Source organism: Gordonia sp. SGD-V-85, assembly GCF_001456905.1.
Taxonomy (GTDB): Bacteria; Actinomycetota; Actinomycetes; order Mycobacteriales; family Mycobacteriaceae; genus Gordonia; species Gordonia hongkongensis.
This window is the reverse complement of the sequence record NZ_LNQO01000020.1, coordinates 24,460-51,431: the sequence shown is the minus strand read 5'-3', so window position 1 is coordinate 51,431 and position 26,972 is coordinate 24,460. Positions and strand designations below refer to the sequence as shown.

Below are 26,972 nucleotides of genomic sequence, written 5' to 3'. Positions count from 1 at the left end.
ATATCCATACCCCTGTCCGGTCGGCTACCGTTGTGCGCGTGAGCTCCGGCGAACGCCGTCAACCGGCGCAGCGACGTCAATCCGAGGCGGGACGTCTACCCGCGCGCGACCGATCCCCGGCCCGCGAACACCGCATCAGCTTACGCATGGCCTTACTGCTCAGCGCGGTGATCGCCGCGGTCGGCACGATGCTCGTCGGCCCCGGGTCCGCGGTCGCCGCTCCCCCCGCCCCCGGCTTCGTCGGCAAGACCTACACCTCGACCGCGGTGACCGGTGAACAGATCCCCGGCGGTGGACCCCTGGAGATCAGTTTCCCGGCCGCCAATCGGATCGCGCTGTCGGCCGGTTGCAACCGGCACATCGGGGATCTCCGCGTCGACGACTCACTGTTGCGTCTCGGCTCCCTCGCCTCGACGATGATGGCCTGCCCCGGTCCGCACGCCGGCGCCGACGCCTGGGTGACCACGTTCACCAAGGAACCGCTGACCTGGTATTCGGTGGGCCACGCGCTCGTCCTCGTCGGCCCCGCGGCGCAGGTCCTGCTCACCGAGAAGCCCTCGTGAACCGCCGACCGGTCACCGTGACCGTGACCGGCGCGGCCGGCAGCATCGGGTACGCCAGCGTCTTCCGGATCGCCGCCGGGGCGATGCTCGGCAAGGATCAGCCCATCGCCCTGCGCCTTCTCGAGTTGCCGCAGGCGGTCTCCGGCGCAGTGGGCACCGCGATGGAACTCGACGACGGCGCGTTCCCCCTCCTGAAGTCCGTCGACGTCCTCGACGATCCGCGCAAGGCGTTCGACGGCGCGAGCTTCGGCCTGCTCGTCGGGGCGCGACCCCGCACCAAGGGAATGGAGCGCGCCGATCTTCTCGCCGCCAACTCCGACATCTTCGCCGCCCAGGGGTCGGTCATCAACGACGTTGCCGCGGATGACATCCGGGTGATCGTCGTAGGGAATCCCGCCAACACCAATGCGGCGGTCGCCGCCGCGAACGCACCCGAGGTCCCGCCTGAACGGTTCACCGCGCTGACCCGGTTGGACCACAACCGCGCGATTGCCCAGCTCGCTCGCCGGACCGGCGCGAGCGTCGCCGAGATCAGCCGGGTCACGGTGTGGGGCAACCACTCCGCCACGCAGTACCCCGACATCTTCCACGCCCGGGTCGGCAACCGAAGCGGCGCGGACATCGCCGCCGACCGTGACTGGCTCGTCGACGACTTCATCCCGACCGTCGCCCGCCGTGGCACCGCGATCATCGAGGCTCGCGGATCGTCGTCGGCGGCCTCGGCGGCGAACGCCACCATCGACCATGTCCACGACTGGGTGCTCGGGACACCGCCCGACGACTGGACGTCGGTGGCGCTGCCGTCCCCGGGAGCCTATGGAGTCCCCGAGGGACTCGTGTGCTCGTTTCCGGTGCGCTCGATCGACGGCCGGTGGCAGATCGTCGAGGGTCTCGACATCAACGAGTTCTCGCGGGCGCGGATCGACGCGTCGGTCGCCGAACTCCAATCCGAGCGCGAGGCCGTGTCCACCCCGTAGTGTTTCTGCTCATGTCGAAGAAGGACAAGGCGAAAAAGGCCAAGATCGGGAACAAGGTCTACGAGGCGGAGTTGTTCCGGTTGCAGACCGAACTCGTGAAGCTCCAGGAATGGGTCCGTGACAGCGGCACCCGCGTCGTGGTCATCTTCGAGGGGCGTGACGCTGCCGGCAAGGGCGGAACGATCAAGCGCATCACCGAGTATCTGAGCCCACGGATCGCACGGGTCGCCGCGCTCCCGGCGCCGACGGATCGTGAACGCGGACAGTGGTATTACCAGCGTTACGTCGCGCATCTGCCCGCGCCCGGCGAGATCGTCTTGTTCGACCGGTCCTGGTACAACCGCGCCGGCGTGGAGAAGGTCATGGGTTTCTGCACCCCCGAGGAGCACTCGCGGTTCCTGCGGCAGACCCCGATCTTCGAGCAGATGCTCATCGACGACGGCATCCTGCTGCGCAAGTACTGGTTCTCGGTGTCCGACGACGAACAGCTCAAGCGGTTCCGGTCACGCATGAACGACCCTGTGCGGCAATGGAAGCTGAGCCCGATGGATCTCGAGTCGGTGTACCGGTGGGAGGACTACTCGCGCGCCAAGGACGAGATGATGGTCCACACCGACACCGCGCTGAGTCCCTGGTACGTCGTCGAATCCGACGTGAAGAAGCATGCTCGCCTGAACATGATCTCGCATCTGCTGTCGACCATCGAGTACGCCGAGGTCCCCCGCCCCCGCGTGTCCCTGCCCAAGCATCCGATCGAGTCGGGCAACTATCACCGCCCGCCGCGCTCGCTGTCCAAGTACGTACCCGACCACGTGGCGACGCTGATCCGCACCGACCACTGATGTGGATCGGGTTCTGCGAGTTCGACTATCTGCTCGGTGACGTGCACTCGCTGAAACAGAAGCGGTCCGTGGTGCGACCGATCGTCGCCGACCTGCGCAAGCGGTACACGGTCTCGGCTGCCGAGGTCGGACACCTCGACGTCCATCGGCGAACCGTCATCGGGGTCAGTGCGGTGGCCGCCGACCGCGGACATGTCGTCGACGTGCTCGACGCCGTCGAACGTTCTGCGGCAGCCCATCCCGAAGTCGAGTTGCTGTCGGTGCGACGCCGGGTCGTCAGCTCGGAGGACTTCTGAGGTCGTCGACGACCCCGGCGGCAGCCGCGGCCCGGCGGTAGGCGGCCGCGAGGGACTCGACCGTCTCGTGCGCGTTCAGTCCGCTCGGGTTGGGGACCACCCAGAGTTCGGCCCCGTCCCACGTCTCGTCCTGCCGCCCCGGCACGGCATCGCGGCGCCCGAACGCGCTGCGATACGCGGTGATCCCGGCGACCGCGACAACCCGTGGGCGGATCTCACGAACCCGTTCGCGCAGGCGGCGTCCCCCCTCGCGGAACTCCTCGACGGTCAGTTCGGCGGCGGTCGCGGTGGCGCGTGGCACGACGTTGGTGATCCCCACGCCGCGGTCGAGCAGCATCGTCCGGTCGGCGTCGGACATGCCCGTCGATGCGTCGATCACGTGGTCGACGATGCCGGCCCGGGCGAGCGCCGGGTAGAACCGATTGCCGGGCCGGGCGAAATGCGCACCGGTGGCCGCGGTCCACAGGCCGGGGTTGATGCCGACGAACAGCAGCTTGCAGCCCTCGCCCACGAGGTCGTCGACGGTGCGGTCTCGGTAGGCGAGCAGGTCGGCCCGGGTGAATCCCATCAGGCACACCGGGTATCCGGCCGGGCGATGCGGGAACGCGTCAGGATGCCGTCTCCGCACCGTGTCGGGCCGACACGCAGAACTGGTTGCCGTCGGGGTCGGCGAGCGTCACCCACACGAAGCCGGGCATCTCACGATCGGCGATCCGGCTCGCGCCCGCCGCCACGAGTCGATCCACCTCCGTCTCGAGATCGTCGGTGGTCAGGTCGAGGTGGACGCGGTTCTTGCCGGGCGTGGGGTCCTCGACCTGCTGGAACGCGAACAGCGGCCCGCCCTCCCCGACCGCGACGACGATGAAGTAACCGTCGTTGTCCTCGACGATGCGGCCGCCGAGCTGCTCGGCCCACCACGTCGCCAGGGGCGCGGGCGCGAGTGCGTCGACGGTGATCATGCCCAGTGCGAGACTCATGCCTGCCAAGCTACTCCCGGCCACCGACATCCCCGGGCGGTCGCGGGCAGATCGTCGGCACGTTCGCCGCTAGCCGCCCGGAAGGACCCGATCACCACTTACACTCACGCTGATGCTCGAAATCTCCTATACGGTCTTGGGCGGCCTCGGGGCTCAGATCGGTTCCGACCCCGTCGAACTCGGCACGCGCAAGCAGCGGGCGACACTCGCCCAGCTGATCCTTGCCGAGGGTGTTCCGGTGCGCGCCGACAGTCTGATCGAGGGCATCTGGGGCGATTCGCCTCCGGAGCGCGCAGAGGTGTCGCTCCAGTCCTACATCTCGGGCCTGCGCAAAGTCCTCGAGCCGCATCGAAAGCCTCGGACTCCCTCCACGGTCCTGCTCACCCACGGGACGGGGTACAGCCTCCCGACGGCCGCCGACAACGTCGACGTGCGCCGGCTGACCGCCCGGGTCGGCGATGCTCGTGCATTGATGCAACAGGGCGACGCGGCGGGTGCCGCACCGCTGCTGCACCAGGTGCTCGCCGACTATCGTCCCCTGCTCCCCGAGTTCGAGGGCCTCGCCTTCCGGGACGAGGCCGCCGATCACCTCGACCGCATGCTGCAGGCGGCGCGGGAGATGTCCTTCGAGGCCCGCATGGCCGACGGCGACCACCGCCTGCTCGTCACCGAACTGGAGACCGAGGTCGAACGCGCGCCGCTCGACGAGGGCTTGTGGGTGCTGTTCGCCACCGCCCTCTACCGACTCGGCCGTCAGTCCGACGCACTCGGGGCGATCGCCACCGCCCGCCGGACCCTCGCCGAGGAGATCGGCGTCGACCCGGGACCCCGTCTCCGCACCCTCGAACGCGACATCCTCGACCACGCTCCGCATCTCGACGCCCCGGCCGCCACCGCCGCGGGCAAGGTGACGCTTGCGCCGGACGTCCCGGCACCGGGCCCGCGGACGTCGGCGCAGTCGATGACGGACGAACCGGTCGACGACGCCGAACTCGACGACGCCCCGTCCGTGGTCGGCCGGACCGACGAACTCGCCGCATTGCATCGGGCGGTGCTCGCCTCGATGACAGGACACGGCGGCGTGGTCGTGGTCGAGGGCGAACCGGGCGCGGGCAAGACGGCGCTCATCGACGAAGCCGGCCGTCGGGCCGCGGGCGCCGCCGACCTCCGGGTCCTGTGGGGGCGCTGCGTCGACGACCCGGCCGCACCCTCGATGTGGCCGTGGGTGCAGATCCTCGGTGCGGTCCTCCCCCGGCTCGACCCCGCCGATCGGGAACGACTCCTCGACAGTCCACTCGGCCGGATGGTGACCGAGGGCGTCAACGTGATCCCGCCGCCCCGGCAGATGCCGGACGCGGCCGCTCGATTCCAGTTCTACGACCAGGCCGCCGATCTCCTCGAGGGGGTGGCCGCGACGTCGAAGCTGATCATCGTGCTCGACGATCTGCAGTGGGCCGACGGTGCGTCTCTGGAGTTGTTCGCGCACATGGCCGCCCGACGCACCGCCGGGGTCACGTTCTTCGCCTCGTTGCGTTCGCCGTCGAACCGGCCCGTCGTCGCCACCACCCTGGCGACGCTGGCCCGGTTGCCGGAGCATCGCCGCCTCCACGTCGGCCCGCTCGGCGGCGACGACATCTCCGAGCTCATCCGGCGCGAGACCCGGCAGTGGCCGGAGGTCGCCACCGTGTCGTCGATCCAGCGACGCACCGGAGGCAACGCCTTCTTCGTGCGCGAACTCGCCCGCATCCTGGCCGACCGGGGGTCCATCGCGGGCAGCGCCGTCCCGTCCGGCATCCGTGATGTGGTGCGCCAGCGACTGGTCGGCATGTCCGCGGCGACGACCGAACTACTCGAACTCGCGTCCCTCATCGGGACCCGCGTGGACCTGGTCCTGCTGGCGACCGCCGCGAAGCGCCCGGTGGACGAGGCGCTCGACCTCCTCGAACCCGCGGGCGAGGCAGGTGTCATCGATCTCGGACCGGAGGACCCGTTCGGATTCGGCTTCAGTCACGACATCATCCGGGAGGCGATCGCGGACGGCATCGCCGCCATGCGCGCACGGCGACTGCATCTCGCGATCGCCGACGCCCTCGCCGGCAACTCCTCGCCGCATGCCGTGTCGAGAGTCGCGCGGCATCTGTGGTCCGCCGGGCCGCTGGCCGACCGTGAGCGCACGACGACCGCCCTCCTCGCGGCGGGGAACATCGCGCTGCGCACCTACGATTTCGACGGGGCGCGCCGGCATCTCGGGGATGCGGCGACGCTCGCCCGCGCGACCGGCGACCAGCAGGCGGAGCTCGTCGCGATCACCACCCAACTGGCCGGAGACGTCGCGGCGCACGGGTACTTCGCCGCCGATCCCGAGCTGCAGGACCGCGCCCGTGTACTCGCCTCCGCCCTCGGCGACGCCCGGCTCCTCGCCACCCTCGACTACGCCCGCTGCGCGGCCCACATTCAGATCGCGGATGCACACACCGGCCACCGCCTCGCGGAGGATCTGCGTCGGCGCGCCGAGAGATCCGACGACCCGGTCGTCACCCATCTGGGCATGCACGCCGCCGGCATCGACGAGTTCACACGCGGCAATTTCGGTGCGGCGCATCGCATCTTGGAGGACTATGCGCCGATCGACGCCGTCGTCGACGGTCTCCGCGACGATCAGCTCGCGATGGCCCGCGGTTTCCGGGCCTGGGCGGTGACCGTGCATCGCGGTGTCGGCGCCGGCCGGGACCTCTTCGCCGCGATGGCCGATGCCCATCCCGATCCACGGTCCCGGCTCGCCATGGCCATCTTCGCCGTCGGCGCGGCGTCGATGCTCGGCGACACGAGGTGGGTTCTGGACGCGGGCCCGGCCATCACGTCCGACGGCGTCGGACCCCTCGCCTACCTCCGTCGCGGCGGAGAACGCATGTACTGGTGGGCGCGCGCCCTCACCGGCGACCTCGACGACGCCCTGGAGCACATCGACCGACTGGGTGCCGACGAGGTCGGTATGGAGGATCACCCGCGGACGGGTGAGGGCTACTGGCTGGGTCTGCACGCCGAGGTCCTCGTCGTCGCCGGCAAGCTCACCGACGCCGCCACACTACTCGACCGGGCCGACGACTTCGCCGACCGCACCGGTGAACGTTATGCCGACGCCCACCGCCTCCTCGTCCGCGCACGTTACGAGTACGCCAACGGGCGTCCGGCGTCCGTGGTCGGCGCCACGCTGGCGACCGCGCGCGACACCGCCCGCGCGCAGGAGGCGGACGGGTTGATCCGACGGATCGACTCACTGGCCACGACCTGGGGTCTGACGTCCCCGACCTGAGTCGCCAAGTCCGCCTCAAGTCGCCTTCAAGCGCCGTCGGCGACCCTGGTCAGGACTCCGGCGTCGTCCGGAGCCCGACGAATTCCGCCGGATCGTTCCGGCCGCGACCGAGGACCTGCCGATGCCCGCAACACCCGCCTCCTCCCTGCCCGAGCACGCCGAGCGCCTCACCGTCCGGACCCGTACCTCGGTCCTCGCGCAACTACGCGACCGGATCGCCGGCGACGTCTTCGGCCCCGGCGATGCCGGCTACCTCGACGCGCGATCCGGCTTCAACCGGCTCGACGTGCACCGCCCGGCCGTGATCGCCGTGCCCGACAATCATTTCGACGTGGTCGAGGCGGTCCGCTTCGCCGTCGAGGAAGATCTACGCGTCGCCGTCCAGGCGACCGGTCACGGCACGGGGAGACCGGCCGACGGCGGACTGCTGATCAACACCTCCCGGCTCTCGTCGGTGAGCGTCGACCCCGTCACCCGGACCGCCCGGGTCGGCGCCGGCGCCCCATGGCGAACGGTCGTCGACGCGGCGGCGCCGTACGGTCTCGCGCCACTGATGGGCTCGGCCGGCGGGGTCGGGGCGGTCGGTTACACGCTCGGGGGCGGTTTCGGCTGGCTCGGTCGACGCCACGGCCTCTCGTCGGACCGCGTGCTCTCGTTCGACCTGGTGACTCCGGACGGGACGCCGATCCGGGTCACCGACACCAGTTTCCCGCACCTCTTCTGGGCGTTGCGCGGCGCCGGCGCCGGCGGTCTCGGTGTCGTGACGTCCATGGAGATCGCGCTCGTCGAGGTGTCGACCGTATACGCCGGCAACCTCTTCTATCCGGCCGCCGACGCCGAGGAGATCATCCGCCGGTTCCGCGACTGGGCCCCCGCCCAGTCCGAGGAGCTGACGTCCGCGGTCGCGATTCTCAACCTCCCGCCCACGGACGACGTCCCGGCGCCGCTCCGCGGCCGGAGCTTCGCCGTCGTGCGCGGCTGCTGGTCCGGGGATCTCGACGCCGGTCGCGCGGTCGTCGACGAATGGCGCGAGTGGCGGACGCCGGTCGTCGACATGTGGGGTGCGCTGCCGTTCGCGGCGATCGACGCCGTCAGCATGGACCCGACCGAGCCGATGCCGGTGATGGTCACCACCGAATGGTTCGACGATCTCCCCGACGTGGCCGTCGACATCGTCGCCGCGCGGGTCCGGCCGGCCCCGGCGTCGGCGCCGCTCATCGTGTGCGGCGAGATCCGCCACGCCGGTGGAGCGATCGCTCGCAGCGCGGACAACGCGCCCAACGATCGGGGGCGACAGGGCCGGTTCCTTCTCGAACTCGTTGCGGCGGTGCCCGATCCGCACGTCGCATTGGCCGTCGAGTCGACGTTGCGGGTGACCCGCGCCGAGCTCGAGCCCTACGTGACCGGCGCCGCCTACCTCAACTTCACCTCCGGCTCCGAACGCGTCGCCCGGGCCGCGGACGCGTTCAGCGCGGACAACCGTCGCCGGCTCGACGAGATCAAGGCCGCCCTCGACCCGGCGAATCGCTTCTGTCACGGCGACCTGTGATCGGCCGACCGGACGGCGCACTTGCCCCGGGTGGCCGGATGTGGACTGATGGTCGGCATGTCTGAATCGTCCGAACCCCGGCACGATCGCACCCCAAACGACCGGCCCCTGCTCGTCGTCGACGCCGCCAACGTCGTGGGTTCGGTGCCCGACGGGTGGTGGCGCGATCGCCGCGGAGCCACCGAACGGTTGCGGACGCGTCTCGATTCCGTCGCCGTCGGCGGACTCGAAGGACTGCCGGGGCCACTCGAGGTGGTGCTCGTCGTCGAGGGTCGGGCCCGCGGTGTCGTGGCGAGCGAACAGGTCCGAATCGTCGACGCGCCGGGTTCGGGGGACGACACGATCGTCGGCGTCGTCGCGGATTCGGATCCTCGTCGCGAGCGCATCGTCGTCACCGCCGACCGTGAATTGCGGGCCAGAGTCGCGCAACTGGGCGCCCGGACGATCGGCCCCGCCGCCATCCCGAGGTGACCGGGCCGGAGTCGACCGTCCGTTTGACGTCCTATTTTTCCGTTCTGGTGGCGGTGGGATGCCACCCGCCCGATAATCCTCAGAGCGTCGGCGACTGCCGACAACGGGAGGATTCCATGACCGAAGTCGATGTCCTGATCGCCGGCGCGGGCCCCATCGGCTTGACCGCCGCCATCGAGCTGCGCAGGCGCGGAGTTCGCGTGCGGATCGTCGATCCGCTCCTCGAACCCCCGCAGTACGCCAAGGCGGTCGGGATCCAACCGCGGACGCTCGAGGTCTTCGAGAGCATGGGCGTCGTGAAACAGGTGCTCGACGCCGGGCTCGAGATGCGCGGACAACTCGTCTACGTCAACGGAAGTCAGGTCTCGCGGGTCGATCTGTCGACGCCACCGGATGTGCCCTACCGATTCCACCTGCTCCCCCAGTACGCGACCGAGCGCATCCTGCGTGCGCGCCTGACCGATCTGGGTACCGAGGTCGACCGGGGCACCGCCGTGTCCGCGTTCGACCAGGACGCGGACGGGGTGACCGTGACGCTCACGGGTCCGGACGGGGACACCACCGTCCGTGCGGGCTATCTGCTCGGCGCCGACGGCGCCCACAGCGTGGTGCGCAAGGGACTCGGGCTGTCCTTCGAAGGGGCCGCCTTCACCGAGCAGTACATGCTCGGCGACGTCGTGGCGGACTGGTCGATGCCCCAGGGGTACGCGATCCGCTCGATGCACCAGACCGCGGACGGCACGACCGACGACCAGCTGGTGTGCATCCCCCTTCCCGGCCGCGGCCGCTACCGGATGTCGATGCTCGTCCCCGACGAACTCGCGGTCGCACCGACCACCGGCGGAGACGGTGTGGCGCACGGTTTCGAGGGAACCCGGGCGCCGGAACTGTCCCACATCCAGGCCGTGGTCGACCGCCTCGCACCGGAACCCGCGACGGTGTCGAACCTGCGCTGGTCCTCGGTGTTCCGGATCAGTCACCGCATCGTCGATTCCTACGGTCGTGGACGCGTGTTCGTCGCCGGCGACGCCGCCCATATCCACCCGCCCACGGGTGCGCAGGGGATGAACACCGGCGTGCAGGATGCACACAACCTCGCCTGGAAGCTCGCCCTCGCTGTCGCGGGTGTCGGCTCCGACGGGCTCCTCGACAGCTACGACCTCGAACGTCGGCCCGTCGGCGAGGAGGTCGTGGGACGCACGGTCCGGGACGCCCGCGAGGGCATCGGCGCCGATTCCAACGACTTGGACTTCATCATGCGGCGCGAGGGCCAATTGCTGATCTCCTACGCCGACAGTCCGCTCGTCGCCGGGTCGGCGGTGCCCACGGCGCCGGCCGCGCCGCGTGCCGGTGAACGCGCACCGGATGCCGCCGGCCTCAGCCGCGATTCCGTCAATTTCCCGCTGCGACTGTTCGACGTGATCGGCGGCGTCGACCATTCGCTCGTCCTGTACGCCGACCCCACCGCCGGCGCCGACGAGGTCGCGGTGCTCGAATCACTCGCCGACGAGATGTCGACGAAGGCGCACGGCCACCTCGACATCCATGTGATCGCCGCGCCGACCGCGCAGGTCGGCAGCACCGAACTACCGCTGCTCCGGGACACCGACGGCCGCTTCGCCGATGGCTACCGCCCCGACGGTTCGACGGTGTTCGTCATCCGTCCCGACGGGTATGTCGGGTACCGCGGGCCGACCACCGACGGCAAGGCCGCGCTGCGTCACCTCGAGGGCACCTTCGGGTAGCGGCGACACCTCGTACCAGCGCGCGCCGTGTCGTCCGATCTCTGTCCGACCGGGGCCACCGGCCGCGCACGCCGTAACCTTGGGGATCGTGACCAGCAGACCGGCACTCAACCGCCCCCTGTTCCGGGCCGCGGGCGTGCTCGCCGACCGCATCGGCACCTCGGCCCGGCAGCGCTCCGCCGAGTCACGTCTCGGCCGCGCGATGGGTGCCGGCGAGGTGATCTACCTGGTGGCACCGGCCGGCCATCCGAACTACGGCGACGAACTGATCGCAAGAACCTGGTTGCGGCACCTGACCCGGGTGCGTCCGAATGCCACGATCGTGCTGGACTGCCACAGCCCGGGCACGGCCACGACGCTGCTGCGCGATGCCCACCCGAACATGCTCGTCGTCGACACCCTGTGGCAATTGACCACTTACGCCGCGGAGGCCGAACAACCCGCGCCCTGGGAGTGGGTCGGCGCCGCCGCCCTCGACTCAGGTCTGGCGCCGCGACTGACCGCCGGGATCGACCTCCTGGAGTCGGCGACCACCATCCACCTCCTGGGCGGCGGCTACCTCAATACCGTGTGGCCACACCATGTCTCGTTGTTCGTCGCAGCTGCCGCAGTGGCCCGGCGCTCCGGGGCGCGCCTCGCCGCGACGGGTCAGGGACTCGTTCCCGCGCTGCAGGGCGCCGCGTGGGCGGCGTTGACCGAGGCGTTCGCCGCATTCGACGTCGTGGACGTGCGCGACACCGCGTCGTACGACGTGCTCGACGGCGTCGTCGGCGCACGGCATTCCGGCGACGACGCGTGGCTGGCCTTGCACCGACCGCGACCTCCGCTGTATCGCGAGATGGATGCACCGGCCGAGAACGGCGTCGTCCTGTGCTTCCAGTCCGATCTCACGGAGCGGTTCACCGGACCGCGGGCGACCGGCGTCGAAGCCCTGGCCGACTTCGTGCGGGCGACGCTCGACGCCTGGGACGTACCCGGTTCGGCGGTCACCGTCGTCGAGGGAATCCCGGGGCACGATTACGAGGTTCCCTACCGGCTCGGAACACGTCTGGCCGGTGCCACCGTGCGCACCTTCCGCGACGTCTGGAACGACGGGTTGCCCGCCGGTCACCACAACACCTGGATCAGCACGCGGTTCCACCCGCACCTGATGGCCGCGGCCGCGGGCGATCCCGGGATCGCGGTCGCGGCGATGCCGGGTTACTACACCACCAAACATTGGTCACTGGTCGAGGCCGGCTCGGACTGGACGGTGGTGGATTCCGGTACGTCCGTCCCGGACCGGCCGTACGGGCGGGGTTTCGACCCGGTGGCGCGGGAGCGGGCCGTCGCCTCGAAGCTCGCCACGGCCGTCGACATCTACCCGGTCTCGCCGGCGCTGGCGCACCGCATCTGACATACCCGCCCCGGACGTTGTCCCATTTGCGCCAAGTCGCCTCGGTGCGCCGACCTGCCGTTAGAGTGACCACATGAGCCGAAACCCCGTGCGCGCCACGGCCCTCCTCCGCATGGTGACGATCGGTGCAGCGGCCGTACTCGGCCTCGTCGCATGCTCACCCTCGGAGACGGCATCCGGTGCGGGATCGTCGAGTGCAGCGCCCGGCTCGGGTCAGACGACCTCGGTGCCGGCCGACACCGCGGCGGCGTTCCAGAAGGCGATCGACGACACCCGGGCCGCCGGGAATCTCCCCGGCGTCATCGCCCGGGTCATCTCACCGGCCGGAACCTGGACGGGGACGTCCGGGGTCCGGGCGGCCGGCGGGGACGATCCCATCCAGGCGGCGGATCACACCCGCATCGGCTCGCTCACCAAGACGATGACGGCCACCCTGCTGCTGCAGCTCGTCCAGGAGGGCCGCGTCTCGCTCGACGACCGCATCGACAGGTTCGTCCCGGACGCCCCGAACGGCAGCGCGACGTTGCGCCAGGTCGCCGACATGACCAGCGGCATCCCGTCGTACACCGCGTCCGAGTCCTTCGACCGGAAGTTCTTCGCCGACCCCGAATCCGTCTGGACGCCCACCGAACTGGTGGACACCGCGAAGGCGCTGCCACCCAGCTTTCCGCCCGGGCAGGGCTGGGAGTACTCCAACACTAATTACGTCCTGCTGGGCCTGGTCACCGAGAAGGTGCTCGCGAAACCCATCGGCGAGGTCTTCGCCGACCGGATCTTCACGCCCCTGGGCATGGACGAGTCCTCGTGGCCCGGCGGGTCGGTCGAGATCCCCGACCCACACCTCGACGGCCTCACCGACCAGGGCCAGCCCGACGGGCAGACGGTCGACTCGACGCGCTGGAATCCGTCCTTCGCGTCCACCGCCGGTGCCGTCATCTCGACCGTAGACGACCTGCAGACCTGGGGTGAGGCCTTGTTCACCGGGCAGGGCGTCCTGAATCCGGCGACCCAACAACTGCGCCGGGACTCGATTCTCACCTCGCCGCCACCGAACACCGCCACCTCCGGATACGGCATCGGTATCGGCAACCGCGACGGATGGTGGGGTCACGACGGGGATTTCCCCGGATACAACACCTCGTTGTTCCACAACTACGAATCGGACACGACGATCATCATCGTGATCAACACCGACGACGCGATGACGGTCGACGGCAAGTCGACGACCCCGGTCAGCGCCGTCCAGGCCGGCCTCATCGCCGCGCTGCCCTGAGACCCCGGTCCCAGCGTAAGGTCGGCGCATGGCCAGAACAGTCGCGAAAGCCGATGGTGTCGACCGTGCCGAACTGCTGGAGTTCATCCGGCCGCGCCACCACATGATCCTCAGCACCGTCCGCTCCAACGGCAGCCCGCAGATGTCGCCGGTCACCGGTGGGGTCGACGAGCAGGGCCGCATCGTCATCTCGACCTATCCCGGCCGGGCGAAGGCGGCGAACCTCCGGCACACGCCGGTGGCCAGTGTCGTGGTGCTCTCCGACGACTTCAACGGCGCCTGGGTCCAGGTCCACGGTGATGCCGAGGTCCTCGACATGCCCGAGGCCGAGGACGCGCTCGTCGACTACTTCCGCAGCATCTCCGGTGAGCACCCCGATTGGGACGAGTACCGAGCAGCGATGCGAACACAGGGCAAGTCGCTGATCCGCATCACGCCGACGAGGTGGGGTCCGGTGGCCACCGGCGGATTCCCCGCCGAGGTCGCGGCCCGGCTCGACGCGCAGGACCGATGAGCGCACCGGCCCGCCGGACGGACCCGATCGGTTGACCACCGGCGCCGACATCGAGATCCGCGGGTTGACGAAAAGCTATGGCGGACATCGCGTTCTCGACGGCATCGATCTCGAGATACCCGCCGGCAGCGTGACCGCCCTGCTGGGGCCGAACGGTTCCGGCAAGACCACGACCGTCGGCATCGCGTCGACCCTGTTCCCCGCCGACTCGGGGACGGTGACGATCGGCGGATACGACACGGTCGCGCAGACGCGTGCGGTGCGCGCGATGATCGGTGTCACCGGCCAGTCGGTCGCGGTCGACGAATTGTTCAGCGGGCGCGACAATCTGGTGCTCATGGCCGACCTACGACGGCTGGGCCGACGCAACGGACAGGCCCGCGCCCAGGAGTTGATCGAGCAGTTCGATCTGATCGCGGCCGCCGACCGCGCGGTGTCGACCTACTCCGGCGGCATGCGTCGGCGCCTCGATCTCGCCATGACTCTGGTGTCCATTCCGCGAGTGATCTTCCTCGACGAACCGACCACGGGTCTCGACCCCAGGAGTCGACGGATGCTGTGGGAGACCATCTCCCGGCTCGCCGCCGAAGGCGTCACGATCTTCCTCACCACGCAGTACCTCGAGGAGGCCGACCAGCTCGCCGACCGCATCGCCGTCCTGGACCACGGCCACATCGTGGCCGAGGGCACCGCCGCCGAATTGAAGAGCCGGGTGCACGACTCCGAGGTGCGCCTGACCTTCGCCGACCGCGACTCCTTCGACAAGGCGGCATCGCTTCTGCCGGATGCGCGTCCGGTTCCCGAAGCACGACGCCTCGACATCGCGACCGACGACACCGTCACCACTGTCCGGACCACCTTGAACCAGCTGGAGGCCGCCGGCATCACGGTCACCGACGTCGGTGTCCACGCCCCGACCCTCGACGATGTGTTCTTCGCGCTCACCGGCAATCCCGCTTCCGCGGCCGCCGATGCCGACACCGGCGAACCCGGTGCCACCGACCCGGATCCGTCCGGAGCCGCCTCATGACGACCCTGGCACACACGGTGTCGGATTCGCGGGTCATGGTCCGCCGCAACGTTCGGCGGCTCATCAAGTTCCCGGTGCTCGCCGTGATGCTGGTCGGCATCCCGGTGGTCTTCCTGCTGCTGTTCGTCTTCGTGTTCGGGGGCCAGCTCGGCGCCGGGATGACCACGCAGTCCGACGACAGCGGGCGGGCCGCCTACCTCGACTATGTGGTGCCCGGGATCGTGCTGGTCACTGTCGCGTCGGCGGTTCAGGGCACCGCCATCGTCGTTGCCATGGACATGACCTCGGGGATCATCAACCGCTTCCGCACCATGGACATCGCTCGCTCCGCTGTCCTCACCGGTCACGTACTCGCCAGCCTCCTGCAGGCGCTGTTCAGCATCGTCGTGGTCCTCGCCGTCGCGGTCGGTATCGGATTCCGGCCGTCGGCCGGTCCGCTCGACTGGCTGGGCGCGTTCGGCGTGACTTCCGTGTTCTCCGTCGCGCTGATCTGGCTCTCGGTCTACCTCGGGCTGGCGGCCAAGAGCGTCGAGACCGCCAGCAACACAGCGATGTTCCTCACGATCCTGCCGTTCCTCAGTACGGGGTTTGTCCCGGCCGAATCCCTACCCACCGGGTTGCGGCAGTTCGCCGAGTACCAGCCCTTCACCCCCGTCATCGAGGTCCTGCGCGGAACCCTCACCGACGCTCCGGTCCACACCGCGAGTGTTGTCGCCTCGCTCGCCTGGAGTCTCGCCATCGGCGGGGCCGCATTCTTTCTCGCGCTGCGAACCTATGAGCGGCGACGCATTCCCGGATAGTGTCGAGGGCGTGCCCGAGAAGGTGGACTTCAAGAAGACGCTGGACTCGTACAAGGCGCGGCGCGGCCAGTTCCGCATTCTCGACGTTCCGGCCATGCGCTACCTGATGATCGACGGATCGGGCGACCCCAACTCGACACCACAGTTCGCGGCGTCGATCGAGACGCTGTATCCGGTTGCGTACAAGCTGAAGTTCGCAAGCAGTCGTGAACTCGGCCGTGACTACGTCGTCCCGCCACTCGAGGGGCTCTGGTGGGCCGACGACATGAGCACCTTCACCGGCGCCCGGGACAAGGGCCGCTGGAGGTGGACGCTCATGCTGATGGTTCCCGACTGGATCGGCGAGGATCTGCTCGACGCCGCTGTTCTCGAGGCCGGCGCGACGAAGCCGCCGCCGCGTCTCGCCGATCTACGCACGGAGTCGTTGGACGAGGGATCGTGCGTTCAGACGCTGCACCACGGGCCCTTCGACGACGAGGGGCCGGTGCTGGCCGAGATGCACGATCGGTTCATACCCGACAACGGCTTACGCATGTCGGGCCGTCACCATGAGATCTACTTCAGCGACTTCCGCCGAGTAGCTCCGGAGAAACTTCGGACCCTGCTGCGTCAACCGGTCGAGTCCTCCATCATCCCGTAGCGAAAGATGGTTCATCGCAGGGTATCTCGTTACGAAGTCCCGCCGGCCGGCGTCCATCCGAGTGCCGGTCCGAGCTGCCCGGCGAGATCACCCACGATCTGCAGGTAGTCCGGCTCGTCGAAGGAGAACGGCAACGCGAAGGCCACCTCGGTGGCGCGTTGGAATTCCGCGTGCTCATACAGTCTCTCGGCGAGTTCATCGGACGGTCCGACGAGGTCCGGCGAGAACAGGAGGCCCCGCGGGCCCTGCGGGGTGAGCGTGCGCTCGAACCGACTGTCGGCATACGCCCGGTACTTGCGGATCTGGTCCGCGGTCGCGGAATCCGTGGGGATCACCACGAGCCCTTGGGACACGCGCGCACGGTCGGGGTTAACGTGATGGGCACGGTAGGCGTCGATGTGTTCGGCCTGGATGGTCGCGAAGTCGCGCGACTCCGTGCCCTCGGTGGTCACCACCGAGGACGTCAGATAGTTGATGCCTTGCCGGCCCGCCCAGATCGCCGAGCTCAATCCACCTCCGTACCAGACCCGATTGGCGAGACCCGGCGAATGCGGTTGCACCCGTCGGGAGAACGTCTCTATCCCGACGGTGCCCTCGAAGTCGCTGACGGGTTCGCCCCGCAGGTTGTCCAGGAGCCTCACCACCCGGTCCTTCGAGAAGTTCTCGAGCGCATGGGTTTCGGGATACAGCGCGGTCTTGAAGTCGTCGTAGCGCATCGGCACACCGACGGAGACCCCCGGGTTGAGCCGTCCCCCGCTGAGGATGTCGACCGTCGCCAGGTCTTCGGCCAGCCGCAGCGGATTCTCCAGACCGAGCGGGATCACCGCGGTACCGAGCTCGATGCGACTGGTGCGCACCGCCGCGGCCGCCAGCAGGGCCACCGGCGAGGAGATGCCGTACTGCAGATGCCGGTTGCGCACCCACACGCTGTCGAAGCCGAGTTGTTCGGCCAGCTCGATCATCCGCAGCGTCTCGAGGTGGCCGGGCGCGGGTCGTCACCGTCGAAGCGTCCGATCGTCAGAAATCCGAGCTTCTGGAGGGGTTCACCGCGTCGTGGCATGCAATCGATTTTCACACCGTCTGGCAGCGGAGACATGTCGGCGAATCAGGGTGGGTCGAATTGTTCGGTGGCCACGCCGGCGCGCGCCGCGTCTATAGTCGGGGCACACCGCCGCCGACCGAACGGATCGCCATGCCGCCCACTGTCGCGGAGAGGATCGTCGAGGAACTCGAGCGCGCCGGAGTCCGGCACGTCCACGGGTTGCCCGGTGATTCACTCAACGGTTTCACCGATGCCCTGCGGAGAAACGACACCATCTCGTGGCGACATGTGCGACACGAGGAGTCGGCGGCGTTCGCCGCGTCCGCCGAAGCCGCGCTCACCGGTGAACTCGCGGTGTGCGTGGGAAGTTGCGGGCCCGGCAACCTGCACCTGATCAACGGACTGTTCGACGCACACCGCAGTCGTGTCCCGGTCCTCGCGATCGCCGCGCACATCCCGGCGACGGAGATCGGCACCGGCTACTTCCAGGAGACCCACCCCGAGCAGCTGTTCCGGGAATGCAGCGCCTTCTGCGAGATGGTCGGCACGCCCGACCAGATGCCGCGCCTGCTCGACATCGCCCTGCGCACAGCGGTCGAGAAACAGGACGTCGCGGTCCTCGTCATCCCGGGTGAGACCTTCCTGGCGCCGTGCCCGAAACGACGCGCCGGCGCCCCCATCCGCCGTATCCCCCGCGTCACCCGGCCCACCGATGCCGAGATCGACCGCGCCGCAGACACTCTCAACGCCTCCGAGCGCGTGACGATTCTCGCCGGGGCGGGGGTGCAGGGGTCTCACGACGAGGTCGTCGAGCTCGCCCGTGCCCTGCAGGCCCCCGTCGTGCACGCGTTGCGGGGCAAGGAATTCATCGAGTACGACAACCCCTACGACGTGGGAATGACCGGGCTGCTCGGCTTCTCGTCCGGATACCGGGCGATCGAGAAGTGCGACACACTGCTCATGCTGGGCACCGACTTCCCCTATGAACAGTTCTATCCGTCGAAGGCGACCATCATCCAGGTCGACATCCGTGGCGAGCAGATCGGTCGACGCTGCCCCGTCGACCTGCCACTCGTCGGCGATGTCGGCGACACCGCCCGCGCGCTCCTGCCGAAAATCTCCACCGGCCGCGACTCCGAACACCTGTCGACCTCGTTGGCCCACTACGCCACGGCACGGCGCCGCCTCGACGACCTCGCCGACAACGACCGCAACCGGGCACCGATCCACCCGCAGTACCTGACTCGCCTGATCAGCGAGAAAGCCGACCGCGACGCGGTGTTCATCCCCGACGTCGGCTCACCGGTGGTGTGGGCGGCGCGCTACCTCGAGATGAACGGGGCCCGTCGCCTGATCGGCTCGTTCACCCACGGCTCGATGGCCAATGCCGTGTCCCAGGCGATCGGCGCACAGACCGCCTTCCCGGACCGCCAGATCGTTGCGCTCGCCGGCGACGGCGGGCTCGCGATGCTGCTCGGCGAGCTGCTGACCATCACCCAGAACAACCTGCCGGTGAAGATCGTCGTCTTCGACAACTCATCGCTGAACTTCGTCGAGGTCGAGATGAAGGCGGCCGGATTCGTCAACTACGGAACCGATCTGGAGAATCCGGACTTCGCCGCGCTGGCGGAGTCGCTCGGTATCCACGGTCGGCGCGTCGAGCGGCCGGACGACCTGGCCGGTGCGGTCGACGAGCTCCTCGCCCACGATGGTCCGGCGCTACTCGATGTCGTCACCGCTCGGCAGGAGCTGTCCATCCCGCCGACGATCACCGCCGCCCAGGCCAAGGGCTTCACGCTGTACGCGCTCCGCACCGTACTGTCCGGACGCGGCGACGAACTGGTCGACCTCGCCGAGACCAATCTCTTCCGGCGGCTGTTCGACTAGGCGTTTCGGTCCGCAGCCACCTGCAGGCCGAGAATCGCTTCGGTGACACCGGCTGTCCAGGTGGACGTGTCGACACGGTGAACGGCTGACTCCCCCGCATACGCGCTCGATATGACGACGTCCGGGGCAAGAGTGGCCAGCAGTTCGAGGCTCCCCGCGAGCTGGACGGGGTCACTGATGCCCGGGAGATACCCGGCGGTCCACCGCCCCGACTCGCTGCGATAGAGGGTGTCCCCGGTGAACAGGTAGCGGTCGCCGTCGGCGCCGTGCACCAGGTAGCTCGTGCTACCCGGGGAATGGCCGGGTGTCGGGATCACCTCGACCCCGTTGCCGTCCGTGTGCCGGTCCGCGAGCCCCACCCCGATCCGCGCGTAGCGGCCGATCCGGTCCGCTTCGGCGAAAGGAGCGTGCAGTGTCGTCCCGAATCGTCCGTGGATCGCAGCCAGCAGCGGCCCGGCCTCATCCTGATGCGACAGATATTGCTCGTCGATCCCACCCAGGCGGTAGAGCTCATCGAACTCGGAGTCCGACGCAACCGAGTAGAAGAGGACATTTCGAGTCGACCTCCACAGGTAGGCATGCGTGGTCAGTCCCGGGAACGGGTTGTCGGAGCTGGTCTCCCACAGGTCGGCGAATACGCGGCGCATCGATACCTCCACGAGTTGGTTGGATGTCCCACCACGGTGCAACTTCGAGTTCACTTGAAGTCAAGAAGCCGTTGCCGACTGGTCAGCAGAGCACCGCGGGTGATACACATCTAGGAATCCGTCTCACGTCTGGAGTCCTGTGTCCACCTCGCTGCCACCCGATACTCCTGCCTTTCCGGCGGCGGTCGCCTACGAGTCCGCGATGACCAACCAGCGTCTGCGAGGCGTGCGGGCGCTGGTACGGCAGTTCACCCGCAAAGACCTCTTCCCGGAGCCGGAGAACCTCCGCACCTTCGCCGAGGACATGTTCCGCACCGATCCCGTGGCCGAACGATTCGTCGACGAGGTCTACGGCACGCTGGGCGGCGAGGCGGCCCGGGCCCTGCTCGATCAGGCACTCACCGACGGCCTGGACAGCATCGACGATCCCCCGCCGGCACTGGTCGACCTGTTCGAGGAATTCGAGACGGTGCCAGACTGGGTCGACCCCGAGCTGATCACGGAGGGCGAGGCCATCTGGCGCCGGTGGGGTACCGGCCTGTTCAGCGTCGCCGGGGGGATCACCCTGGAGATGTACACCGAGGCCGCGGTCGCGAAACCGCTCTCGCTGGCCGGGGGCTATGCGGGCGACAACGCTCTGCGACGTTTCCTGGAGACCTCGCGTTTCTGGATCGACGTCTCGCACCCGGGCGCGTTGCTGACGCCGGGGTCGCAGGGTCGTGCGACGGCGATGCGGGTACGCATCATGCACGTGTGGGTCCGGCGCACCGTCGCCGAACACCCGGAATGGGACCGCCGACGCTGGGGCGACCCGATCAGTCAGTCCTACCAACTACTGACCCTGCTGGGCGGCAGCGTGGTGCCCGCGATGGCGCTGTGGCTGACCGGAATACAGACGACACCCCGCGAGATCCGCGTCCTGCTGCACTATCAGCGCTACCTCGGCCACCTACTCGGGGTGCGCACGCAGTGGTATCCGGAAACGATCGCCGACTCGTTGCGATTGCTGGCCTTCGTCACGTCCACCCGCACCTACGACGCCGGGGCCGACGGCGCAGAGCTCATCGAGTCGTTCCCGGCCGCGTTCGCGAAGCGCGGGTCGACCGGCTTGCAGCGGTTGCGCGGCACATACAACGCGGCGATGTACGCGGCGTACTCGAGCATCTACATGCTGCCCACGACGCGGCTGCGCTACCGGATGCCCAGTCCGGTTCCGGGGATGCTCGTCATCGTGCTCCGACTACCGGTGGTGATCGTCGTCGAAACCACCCGTCGACTCTCACCTCGATTCCGTCGACTTCACGAGAAGTGGATGTGCCGCCATGGGGAGAACTGGCACGACTGGCAGACCTCGGGTCGCCCGGCCGAGTACGCCCACGGGAAAGGTCTCCGGCGCTGACCGCGGTGTCGGAGAGTTACTCCGGAGTTGGACTCGAATGCGCACACCGTTAGCGTGTTCGGGGTGACGCACACCCCGACGACCACCGCCACGACCACCGACGATCCCTCCGGGATCGGATCCCGCGTCGGCCACTACTACGTGCTCGACGGCTCGTATCAGGTCGGCCGCGAGAAGGTGCGTGAGTACGCACGCGCGGTCCAGGACTACCACGGCGCCCACTGGGAGCCCGAAGCCGCAGCCGCCCTTGGCTATTCCGGTCTCGTCGCGCCGCTCACCTTCACCTCCATCCCGGCGACGGCGGCGAACCGGGAGCTGTTCGAGAAGGTCATCGTCGGATACGACACCTACGTCCAGACCGAGCAGGTCTTCGAGCAGCACCGCCCGATCGTCGCCGGCGACGAGCTGACGACGGACGTGGAGCTGACGAGTGTCCGTCGGATCGCGGGCAAAGACCTGATCACCGTGACCAACACCATGACCGATGCCTTAGGCGAGCGTGTGCACACCATGCACACGACGGTCGTCGGGGTCACCGCTGACGAGGTCGACCCCGAGTTGAGCAGTGCGGTCCGCAAGGTGATGATGCACGACGTCAACATCTTCAGCCAGGACGAAGCGGCGGAACGATACGTGCGGACGGTCCGTCCCGACGCTGACGTCCGCACCGCTGACGACAGCGGGCGCACATCGGGCGCACGGAACTTCGACGAGCTGAACGTCGGCGACGAACTGCCTCTGCACACGATCAGGTTGTCGCGCGGCGATCTGGTCAACTACGGCGGTGTCGCGGGCGACGCGAACCCCATCCATTGGGACGAGACGAGCGCAAAACTGGCCGGCCTGCCTGATGTCATCGCGCACGGCATGCTGACCATGGGGCTCGGGGCCGCTTTCGTGTCGTCGTGGTCGGGCGACCCGGGTGCCGTCACCCGCTACGCGGTGCGCCTGTCCCAGCCCGCTGTCGTGTCCGGCGCCGAGGGCGGCGAGATCGAGTACAGCGGGCGGATCAAGTCGCTCGATCCGGCGACCCGGACGGGCGTCGTGATCGTGGTGGCCAAGTCGGGCGGCCGCAAGATCTTCGGTCTCGCCACACTGAATATCCGCTTCTCGTGACCCCGGGGGTCAGTACTCCCCTTTGATGACGAAGTACGACCCGCGGATCACGCCGGCGAGTTCCGATCTCTGACGCGCGAACTTGAACTTCGACTCCAACTCGGCCGGGACGTCCATGCCGTCCGAGAGCTTGAACCCGACGGCACGCTTCCCACCGGGATCGATGCTGTACATGACGTTCACCGCGAGGCCGGACTCGTAGAACACGTACGACATGTGCAGCCTTCCGTCGTCCGGGCCCACCTCGAAGTCGCTGACCTCGAGCGCGGGTGAGGCGATGGTGATGTCGCGCTCGTCGGCCAGGATCGCGGTCACCCGGTCGAGGATTTCGGGCGCGTCCGACGCCGGGACGACGGTGAAGTCGTGCCCGTACTTCGTCTTGTAGTACCGGGCCTCGTTTGTCCGGAGTCCCGCCAGCGCCTCCGCAACCGGTGAACTCTCGAGTCCCGCGGTGGAGACCTGCTTGAAGTCGATCACGTCACCCATGACCCTCCCTCCGGCAGGTTGCCTCAGACAGCGTAAAGCCCCCGACCGCGGTCGGGGGCTTTATCGATGCAGCACGACGCTCACTCGAGGACGAACACCGGGATCTGCCGATCGGTCTTCGTCTGGTACTCGGCGTAGGGCGGGAAGGCGGCGACGGCCAGCTCCCACCAGTGATCGCGCTCCTCGCCGTCACTCAGCTCGCGCGCGGTCAATTCCTTCACCTCGGTACCGTCCTGCGCGGTGACCTGGGGGTTCGCCTTCACGTTGTGGTACCACGCCGGATGCTCGGGCGCGCCGCCCTTCGAGGCGACCATAAGGTACTTGCCGTTCTCCTCCACGCGCATCAGCGGGACGTAGCGCTTCTTGCCCGACTTCGCGCCGGTCGTGGTGAACAGGACGATCGGACGGTCCATCACGGTCACACCGTCGGTCGTGCCCTGCTCCAGGATCTTCTCGGTCTGCTCGCGGACCCAGCCTTCAGGACTCAACTCTGCTTTAGCACTCATGGTGGGCGGAACACCACAGCTCGGCCGGGTATTCCCCGCAGCGCCGTCTGTGTCGTGACTCTCCGATACTGTGTGGCCGGACCTGACCTCGACCGTGAGATCTCACCGATGACCACACCATGCCGTGCTCTCGTACCGACGCCGGTCGGCACCGTGGCCGTCGACAGCAATGGATCGGCCGTCGTACGCGTGGCCTGGCGAGTGACCACTGACGTACCGACCGATGGCGAGACCATCGATCCCGTTCTCGCAGAGGCGATTCGACAGATCCGCGCCTATTTCGCCGGTGACCTGACCGAGTTCGACCTGCCTGTCGATCTCGACCGGATGTCGGACGCCGCCCGGGCGGTCCTGTCGACGCTGCACCGGACGGTCGCCCACGGCGACACGGTCACCTACGGCGAACTCGCGGCGATGAGCGGCACGCGGGTCTCTGCGCGCGGCGTCGGCACGATCATGGGGATCAATCCCCTGCCGTTGATCATCCCGTGTCATCGCGTCGTCGCCGGCGACGGACTCGGCGGCTACTCGGGCGGCGCGGACGGTCAGGGTCTGGCGACCAAACGCTGGCTGCTCGAGTTCGAGGGCGCTCTCCCGCCGACAGTTCTGATCAGGAGCCCAGCCGACTACGCCGACCCTGAGATTGATGTCGCATGCGACATCAATCCGTCTACGCGACCTCGATCGAAGTCGCATCAGCGAACCGATGTCGCACGCGACGTGAGTTCGTGATCCGGCATCCTCGAGCGTCGAGCGTCATGTGCGCGACGCCCCGGACAGATGTTCGACGACCAGCGACTGCAGCCTCGGAGCGTCCGAGCCGAGCCACAACGACAGGTGCGTTCCCTCGTCGACGGCTTCGAGGCGAGCATCGGGCAGCGTCTGCGCGGCATGGACACTCTGATCGAACGGGACGTCGGCGTCGGTTCGGGAGTGTATCGCCAGCACGGGTGCGGTCACCTCCGCGAGCGGTAGGTCGAGTTCGCGAAATTGGTCGAAGTCATTGTCGAAACCAGCTTTTCGCGACCCCGACACGGTGTCGAACAGATCGATTGCCAGCGTGCGCTGGTCGTCATCGGCGATGATCTCCGCGGTGAGCGCCCTGATCTGTACACGCGACAGGTCTCCCTCACCGGACAGGAGTGTCGAGATGGCCGTGGACGGCGCATGTGACGCGAGCGTCGTGGCCACCCAATGTCCGACACGACTGAAGAGAAGCTTCTCCTCGGACAGTTCGAGTCGTCCGCGCAGGCTGCTCCGCGGATCGAAGCGAGTGCTGACTGCGGCGACCGCGACGATCGCGGACACCCGCTCGGGTACGGAAGCCGCCAACGAGTAGGCGACGGGACCGCCACCGGACCAGCACATCAGCCCGAAACGATCGATCCCCACCGAATCCAGCACCGCCCTGACCAGTGCCGCCTGCGCGGCCGGATCTCTATTGTCGCCGCCCAGGGGCGTACCCAGGTAGCCCGGTCGAGAGACCGCGATGACGCGATGCGTCCCGGCCAGGAAGCGCGTCATCAGGACTCCCTGGTCGCAGCCACCCGGGGACCCGTGCACGAACACCAGCGGTGGCCCGGATCCGACGTCGACATATTCGACCGGCCCGGTCGGCGTCTCGACGAGGCGCGGTTCCGTCGAGTGACTGTCCGAGTGAGCGAGCCCCATGGATGTACCTCCTCCGACGACCGTGGTGCGACGGTAGCGCCTGCGCGACGCCCGCGCGGCACATCGCGGTGAAGCGGCGCGAACGGGTGAACCCCGCACGCGGCCGCACCTGAGTCATCTCTCCTCTTTCGAGACTCTTTTTGCGACTATCGAGACCCGATATCCCCGCTGCGTCACATGTCTCGAAACACGGGCGCGTCTTTTGAGTCTGTCTCGATACTTCTGAGATACGCTGTCGCGGTGACAGCAGACGCAACACAGCCGTCGGGGATGGCCCTCGGTTACGCACGCGACTCCCCCGGTGCCCACGCGCTCGCGCCCCAGATCGACGCGCTCACCGATGCCGGGGTGGACCCCGCGCGGATCTACACCGATGCGACCGATCGCTCCGCGCCCGCGGGTCAGCGGCCCGGGATGGCCGCCCTCCTCGACTACGCGCGAGCCGGCGACACCACGGTAGTCGTCGGCATCGACCGCCTCGGCCGGAACGTTCGCGAAGTCATGGAGGTCGCGAACCAGATGGCCGGGCGCCGCATCGGACTGCGCTCGCTCCGCGAGGGAATCGACACCGCCGACCCGGCCGGAGCGATGATCGTCGCGGTGCTGGCGTCGCTGGCCGAACTCGACGACGACGCGCCGAGACGATCGGGCCGTTCCACGCCGAGAACCCTGCGTGGGTCCACGTCGGCGATCGGCCGGCCGCGGGCGCTCGACGCCGATCAGGTGGTGCGCGCCGAACAGATGCGCGCGCAGGGGGTTTCCGTACCCAGGATCGCGCAAGAGCTCGGGGTGAGCCGCGCGACCCTGTATCGCACCCTGGCCGAGAGGCGTTCGGTCCGTTGAAGAATCCCGACTCCGACCTCCCCGAACTGGACATCGTCACCGAGTACGGCGTCGTCACGCGCCTGCCCACCTCGTTCCCGATCTTCGACGCCGACCTCGACGATCACCTCGATCCGGACCTGTTCCAGCAGGGTTTCGTCGATGCCGCGGCCGATCTCGGTGCGCTTCCCGCGCCGTGGGCGCGACAACTGGCGTCGTCGACGCTCGCGTGTCCGCCGGACCCCGACGACGAGGAACCGAGCTACACACGCGGCTATCGCGCCGCCCTCTACGGACACCTCCGGCACGCCGGAAAGTAAGCGCCGCAAAGGGTCTCGGAAACGACGCCCGGAAGGTCGGACTTGCCGCAATCGAACCGCCGCCCCGGCAACGGATCTCGTGCACTGACGTACTGGTCGTTGGCGAATCGTGATCACCTGGTGACGTCAACGCCCCTCGCGACACGCATGCTCGGTGCGACCATGGACCGAGTCGGGGGATGCGGTTCGCGAACGCGGGCCAGGCGCAATGCCGGACGGGGGCAGGCGCCGCATGTCGGGCGGGTCAAGTCGGCGGGCCGCACTTTCGGACACTGCTAGGTGGTCGCGCCATGACCCGATCGACGAACATCAACAGCCGTGCGCCGGGTGGAGACGACCCCACCGCACGCGAACTGGAAGCCCTGCGAACGGAATTGGACGGGATCGACGACCGTCTGCTCGAAGACGTGCGGGCCCGGATCGAGGTCTGTACACGCATCGCGGAACTCAAACGACGGCACGCCATCCCGGTGATGCAGCCGCGCCGGGTCGGCGCTGTACACGAACACGCCCACCGGTTCGCCATCGATCACGACCTGTCCACCGATTTCCTGCATGCCCTCTACGACCTCATGATCTCGGAGACCTGTCGGGTCGAGGATCTGATCGTCGGGACCGAGACGTCGCAGCGAGCGGGGCACGATCGTGACCCCGCCCGACACCCGTCCGCCGTCGCGAGCGCGGACTGAG

At 68.6% G+C, this 26,972-nt stretch carries 27 protein-coding genes and 1 pseudogene; 21 read left to right on the top strand and 7 right to left on the bottom strand.

The window, feature by feature from the left end; genetic code table 11:
• Positions 1-38 precede the first annotated feature (38 nt).
• From AS181_RS19510 to AS181_RS19495, 4 genes are read left to right on the top strand one after another with little or no spacing between them, the layout of a single operon-like run.
• Positions 39-563 carry an META domain-containing protein gene (locus AS181_RS19510; RefSeq protein WP_396275669.1) on the top strand — a complete coding sequence of 175 codons (525 nt, stop codon included), beginning with the start codon at positions 39-41 and terminating at the stop codon, positions 561-563.
• Positions 560-1,540: a malate dehydrogenase gene (locus AS181_RS19505; RefSeq protein ID WP_058253181.1), complete on the top strand. Its 981-nt coding sequence runs from the start codon at positions 560-562 to the stop codon at positions 1,538-1,540. Before AS181_RS19510 ends, AS181_RS19505 begins: the two co-directional genes overlap by 4 nt.
• Before the next feature lie 11 nt (positions 1,541-1,551).
• Positions 1,552-2,382 carry a polyphosphate kinase 2 gene (gene ppk2, locus AS181_RS19500; protein WP_058253227.1) on the top strand — a complete coding sequence of 277 codons (831 nt, stop codon included), beginning with the start codon at positions 1,552-1,554 and terminating at the stop codon, positions 2,380-2,382.
• Complete coding sequence (locus tag AS181_RS19495; RefSeq protein ID WP_058253180.1) at positions 2,382-2,678, top strand: DUF503 domain-containing protein; 297 nt, start codon at positions 2,382-2,384, stop codon at positions 2,676-2,678. Before ppk2 ends, AS181_RS19495 begins: the two co-directional genes overlap by 1 nt.
• Here AS181_RS19495 and AS181_RS19490 read toward each other — a convergent pair.
• Together AS181_RS19490 and AS181_RS19485 are read right to left on the bottom strand one after the other, a co-directional pair.
• Complete coding sequence (locus tag AS181_RS19490) at positions 2,659-3,246, bottom strand: mismatch-specific DNA-glycosylase (protein ID WP_058253179.1); 588 nt, start codon at positions 3,244-3,246, stop codon at positions 2,659-2,661. The two genes, AS181_RS19495 and AS181_RS19490, sit on opposite strands and share 20 nt — an antisense overlap.
• Before the next feature lie 40 nt (positions 3,247-3,286).
• Positions 3,287-3,655, bottom strand: a complete 369-nt coding sequence (locus tag AS181_RS19485) for a VOC family protein (RefSeq protein WP_058253178.1) — start codon at positions 3,653-3,655, stop codon at positions 3,287-3,289.
• Positions 3,656-3,767: 112 nt separating this feature from the next.
• Here AS181_RS19485 and AS181_RS19480 point away from each other — a divergent pair, with 112 nt between their 5' ends.
• The 10 genes from AS181_RS19480 (at position 3,768) to AS181_RS19435 (ending at position 16,386) form a co-directional block, all read left to right on the top strand.
• Complete coding sequence (locus AS181_RS19480; protein ID WP_058253177.1) at positions 3,768-6,968, top strand: BTAD domain-containing putative transcriptional regulator; 3,201 nt, start codon at positions 3,768-3,770, stop codon at positions 6,966-6,968.
• A 121-nt stretch (positions 6,969-7,089) separates the two neighbouring features.
• Positions 7,090-8,517, top strand: coding sequence for an FAD-binding oxidoreductase (locus tag AS181_RS19475; protein ID WP_058253176.1), 1,428 nt, complete (start codon positions 7,090-7,092; stop codon positions 8,515-8,517).
• A gap of 57 nt (positions 8,518-8,574) precedes the next feature.
• Complete coding sequence (locus tag AS181_RS19470; RefSeq protein ID WP_058253226.1) at positions 8,575-8,988, top strand: hypothetical protein; 414 nt, start codon at positions 8,575-8,577, stop codon at positions 8,986-8,988.
• A gap of 116 nt (positions 8,989-9,104) precedes the next feature.
• On the top strand, positions 9,105-10,733 hold the full coding sequence (locus AS181_RS19465) for an FAD-dependent monooxygenase (protein WP_058253175.1): 1,629 nt from the start codon (positions 9,105-9,107) through the stop codon (positions 10,731-10,733).
• An 88-nt stretch (positions 10,734-10,821) separates the two neighbouring features.
• Complete coding sequence (locus tag AS181_RS19460) at positions 10,822-12,129, top strand: polysaccharide pyruvyl transferase family protein (protein WP_082652985.1); 1,308 nt, start codon at positions 10,822-10,824, stop codon at positions 12,127-12,129.
• A gap of 73 nt (positions 12,130-12,202) precedes the next feature.
• Positions 12,203-13,402, top strand: a complete 1,200-nt coding sequence (locus AS181_RS19455; RefSeq protein ID WP_175404358.1) for a serine hydrolase domain-containing protein — start codon at positions 12,203-12,205, stop codon at positions 13,400-13,402.
• Positions 13,403-13,430: 28 nt separating this feature from the next.
• Positions 13,431-13,916, top strand: a complete 486-nt coding sequence (locus AS181_RS19450; RefSeq protein ID WP_058253174.1) for a PPOX class F420-dependent oxidoreductase — start codon at positions 13,431-13,433, stop codon at positions 13,914-13,916.
• A gap of 31 nt (positions 13,917-13,947) precedes the next feature.
• Complete coding sequence (locus AS181_RS19445; RefSeq protein ID WP_058253173.1) at positions 13,948-14,946, top strand: daunorubicin/doxorubicin resistance ABC transporter ATP-binding protein DrrA; 999 nt, start codon at positions 13,948-13,950, stop codon at positions 14,944-14,946.
• Positions 14,943-15,746: an ABC transporter permease gene (locus AS181_RS19440; protein WP_058253172.1), complete on the top strand. Its 804-nt coding sequence runs from the start codon at positions 14,943-14,945 to the stop codon at positions 15,744-15,746. The genes AS181_RS19445 and AS181_RS19440 overlap by 4 nt, the downstream gene beginning before the upstream one ends.
• 10 nt (positions 15,747-15,756) lie before the next feature.
• On the top strand, positions 15,757-16,386 hold the full coding sequence (locus tag AS181_RS19435) for a GyrI-like domain-containing protein (protein WP_058253223.1): 630 nt from the start codon (positions 15,757-15,759) through the stop codon (positions 16,384-16,386).
• Positions 16,387-16,415: 29 nt separating this feature from the next.
• Here the strand turns inward: AS181_RS19435 and AS181_RS19430 are convergent.
• Positions 16,416-17,446: pseudogene (locus AS181_RS19430) on the bottom strand (LLM class flavin-dependent oxidoreductase).
• A gap of 132 nt (positions 17,447-17,578) precedes the next feature.
• Here AS181_RS19430 and poxB point away from each other — a divergent pair.
• Positions 17,579-19,315: a ubiquinone-dependent pyruvate dehydrogenase gene (gene poxB / locus AS181_RS19425; protein ID WP_058253171.1), complete on the top strand. Its 1,737-nt coding sequence runs from the start codon at positions 17,579-17,581 to the stop codon at positions 19,313-19,315.
• Here the strand turns inward: poxB and AS181_RS19420 are convergent.
• Positions 19,312-19,962, bottom strand: a complete 651-nt coding sequence (locus AS181_RS19420) for an MBL fold metallo-hydrolase (RefSeq protein ID WP_058253222.1) — start codon at positions 19,960-19,962, stop codon at positions 19,312-19,314. The genes poxB and AS181_RS19420 overlap by 4 nt on opposite strands.
• Before the next feature lie 139 nt (positions 19,963-20,101).
• Here AS181_RS19420 and AS181_RS19415 point away from each other — a divergent pair, with 139 nt between their 5' ends.
• Positions 20,102-21,361 (top strand): oxygenase MpaB family protein, encoded by a 1,260-nt coding sequence (locus AS181_RS19415; protein WP_058253170.1) that lies wholly within the window; start codon positions 20,102-20,104, stop codon positions 21,359-21,361.
• Between the two features lie 63 nt (positions 21,362-21,424).
• The gene (locus AS181_RS19410; protein WP_058253221.1) at positions 21,425-22,477 is read left to right on the top strand and encodes a fused (3R)-hydroxyacyl-ACP dehydratase subunits HadA/HadB; all 1,053 of its coding nucleotides are present in this window, start codon (positions 21,425-21,427) and stop codon (positions 22,475-22,477) included.
• Positions 22,478-22,486: 9 nt separating this feature from the next.
• Here AS181_RS19410 and AS181_RS19405 read toward each other — a convergent pair whose 3' ends face one another.
• Together AS181_RS19405 and AS181_RS19400 are read right to left on the bottom strand one after the other, a co-directional pair.
• On the bottom strand, positions 22,487-22,963 hold the full coding sequence (locus AS181_RS19405; RefSeq protein ID WP_058253169.1) for a hypothetical protein: 477 nt from the start codon (positions 22,961-22,963) through the stop codon (positions 22,487-22,489).
• 80 nt (positions 22,964-23,043) lie between these two features.
• Positions 23,044-23,469: a nitroreductase family deazaflavin-dependent oxidoreductase gene (locus tag AS181_RS19400; protein ID WP_058253168.1), complete on the bottom strand. Its 426-nt coding sequence runs from the start codon at positions 23,467-23,469 to the stop codon at positions 23,044-23,046.
• 108 nt (positions 23,470-23,577) lie between these two features.
• On the opposite strand from AS181_RS19400, the gene AS181_RS19395 reads away from it, so the two are divergent.
• Positions 23,578-24,201 (top strand): methylated-DNA--[protein]-cysteine S-methyltransferase, encoded by a 624-nt coding sequence (locus AS181_RS19395; protein ID WP_082652984.1) that lies wholly within the window; start codon positions 23,578-23,580, stop codon positions 24,199-24,201.
• Positions 24,202-24,225: 24 nt separating this feature from the next.
• On the opposite strand, the gene AS181_RS19390 is transcribed toward AS181_RS19395, so the two are convergent.
• The gene (locus AS181_RS19390) at positions 24,226-25,140 is read right to left on the bottom strand and encodes an alpha/beta fold hydrolase (protein ID WP_058253167.1); all 915 of its coding nucleotides are present in this window, start codon (positions 25,138-25,140) and stop codon (positions 24,226-24,228) included.
• A gap of 270 nt (positions 25,141-25,410) precedes the next feature.
• Here AS181_RS19390 and AS181_RS19385 point away from each other — a divergent pair, with 270 nt between their 5' ends.
• The 3 genes from AS181_RS19385 to AS181_RS19375 all read left to right on the top strand — a co-directional run bounded on the left by AS181_RS19385 (position 25,411) and on the right by AS181_RS19375 (position 26,971).
• Complete coding sequence (locus tag AS181_RS19385; RefSeq protein ID WP_058253166.1) at positions 25,411-25,983, top strand: recombinase family protein; 573 nt, start codon at positions 25,411-25,413, stop codon at positions 25,981-25,983.
• A complete protein-coding gene (locus AS181_RS19380; RefSeq protein ID WP_058253165.1) occupies positions 25,980-26,282 on the top strand; it encodes a hypothetical protein in 303 nt (100 codons plus the stop codon). Before AS181_RS19385 ends, AS181_RS19380 begins: the two co-directional genes overlap by 4 nt.
• A 290-nt stretch (positions 26,283-26,572) precedes the next feature.
• Positions 26,573-26,971, top strand: coding sequence for a chorismate mutase family protein (locus AS181_RS19375; protein ID WP_058253164.1), 399 nt, complete (start codon positions 26,573-26,575; stop codon positions 26,969-26,971).
• Position 26,972 lies beyond the last annotated feature (1 nt).

What these genes read in the sequence shown, in the direction of transcription:
- ppk2 (WP_058253227.1), top strand. Translation starts at nt 1,552, where the DNA reads ATGTCGAAGAAGGACAAGGCGAAAAAGGCCAAGATCGGGAACAAGGTC.
- AS181_RS19495 (WP_058253180.1), top strand. Translation starts at nt 2,382, where the DNA reads ATGTGGATCGGGTTCTGCGAGTTCGACTATCTGCTCGGTGACGTGCAC.
- AS181_RS19490 (WP_058253179.1), bottom strand. Translation starts at nt 3,246, where the DNA reads ATGGGATTCACCCGGGCCGACCTGCTCGCCTACCGAGACCGCACCGTC.
- AS181_RS19485 (WP_058253178.1), bottom strand. Translation starts at nt 3,655, where the DNA reads ATGAGTCTCGCACTGGGCATGATCACCGTCGACGCACTCGCGCCCGCG.
- AS181_RS19480 (WP_058253177.1), top strand. Translation starts at nt 3,768, where the DNA reads ATGCTCGAAATCTCCTATACGGTCTTGGGCGGCCTCGGGGCTCAGATC.
- AS181_RS19475 (WP_058253176.1), top strand. Translation starts at nt 7,090, where the DNA reads ATGCCCGCAACACCCGCCTCCTCCCTGCCCGAGCACGCCGAGCGCCTC.
- AS181_RS19470 (WP_058253226.1), top strand. Translation starts at nt 8,575, where the DNA reads ATGTCTGAATCGTCCGAACCCCGGCACGATCGCACCCCAAACGACCGG.
- AS181_RS19465 (WP_058253175.1), top strand. Translation starts at nt 9,105, where the DNA reads ATGACCGAAGTCGATGTCCTGATCGCCGGCGCGGGCCCCATCGGCTTG.
- AS181_RS19455 (WP_175404358.1), top strand. Translation starts at nt 12,203, where the DNA reads ATGAGCCGAAACCCCGTGCGCGCCACGGCCCTCCTCCGCATGGTGACG.
- AS181_RS19450 (WP_058253174.1), top strand. Translation starts at nt 13,431, where the DNA reads ATGGCCAGAACAGTCGCGAAAGCCGATGGTGTCGACCGTGCCGAACTG.
- AS181_RS19440 (WP_058253172.1), top strand. Translation starts at nt 14,943, where the DNA reads ATGACGACCCTGGCACACACGGTGTCGGATTCGCGGGTCATGGTCCGC.
- poxB (WP_058253171.1), top strand. Translation starts at nt 17,579, where the DNA reads ATGCCGCCCACTGTCGCGGAGAGGATCGTCGAGGAACTCGAGCGCGCC.
- AS181_RS19420 (WP_058253222.1), bottom strand. Translation starts at nt 19,962, where the DNA reads ATGCGCCGCGTATTCGCCGACCTGTGGGAGACCAGCTCCGACAACCCG.
- AS181_RS19405 (WP_058253169.1), bottom strand. Translation starts at nt 22,963, where the DNA reads ATGGGTGACGTGATCGACTTCAAGCAGGTCTCCACCGCGGGACTCGAG.
- AS181_RS19400 (WP_058253168.1), bottom strand. Translation starts at nt 23,469, where the DNA reads ATGAGTGCTAAAGCAGAGTTGAGTCCTGAAGGCTGGGTCCGCGAGCAG.
- AS181_RS19395 (WP_082652984.1), top strand. Translation starts at nt 23,578, where the DNA reads ATGACCACACCATGCCGTGCTCTCGTACCGACGCCGGTCGGCACCGTG.
- AS181_RS19390 (WP_058253167.1), bottom strand. Translation starts at nt 25,140, where the DNA reads ATGGGGCTCGCTCACTCGGACAGTCACTCGACGGAACCGCGCCTCGTC.
- AS181_RS19385 (WP_058253166.1), top strand. Translation starts at nt 25,411, where the DNA reads ATGGCCCTCGGTTACGCACGCGACTCCCCCGGTGCCCACGCGCTCGCG.
- AS181_RS19375 (WP_058253164.1), top strand. Translation starts at nt 26,573, where the DNA reads ATGACCCGATCGACGAACATCAACAGCCGTGCGCCGGGTGGAGACGAC.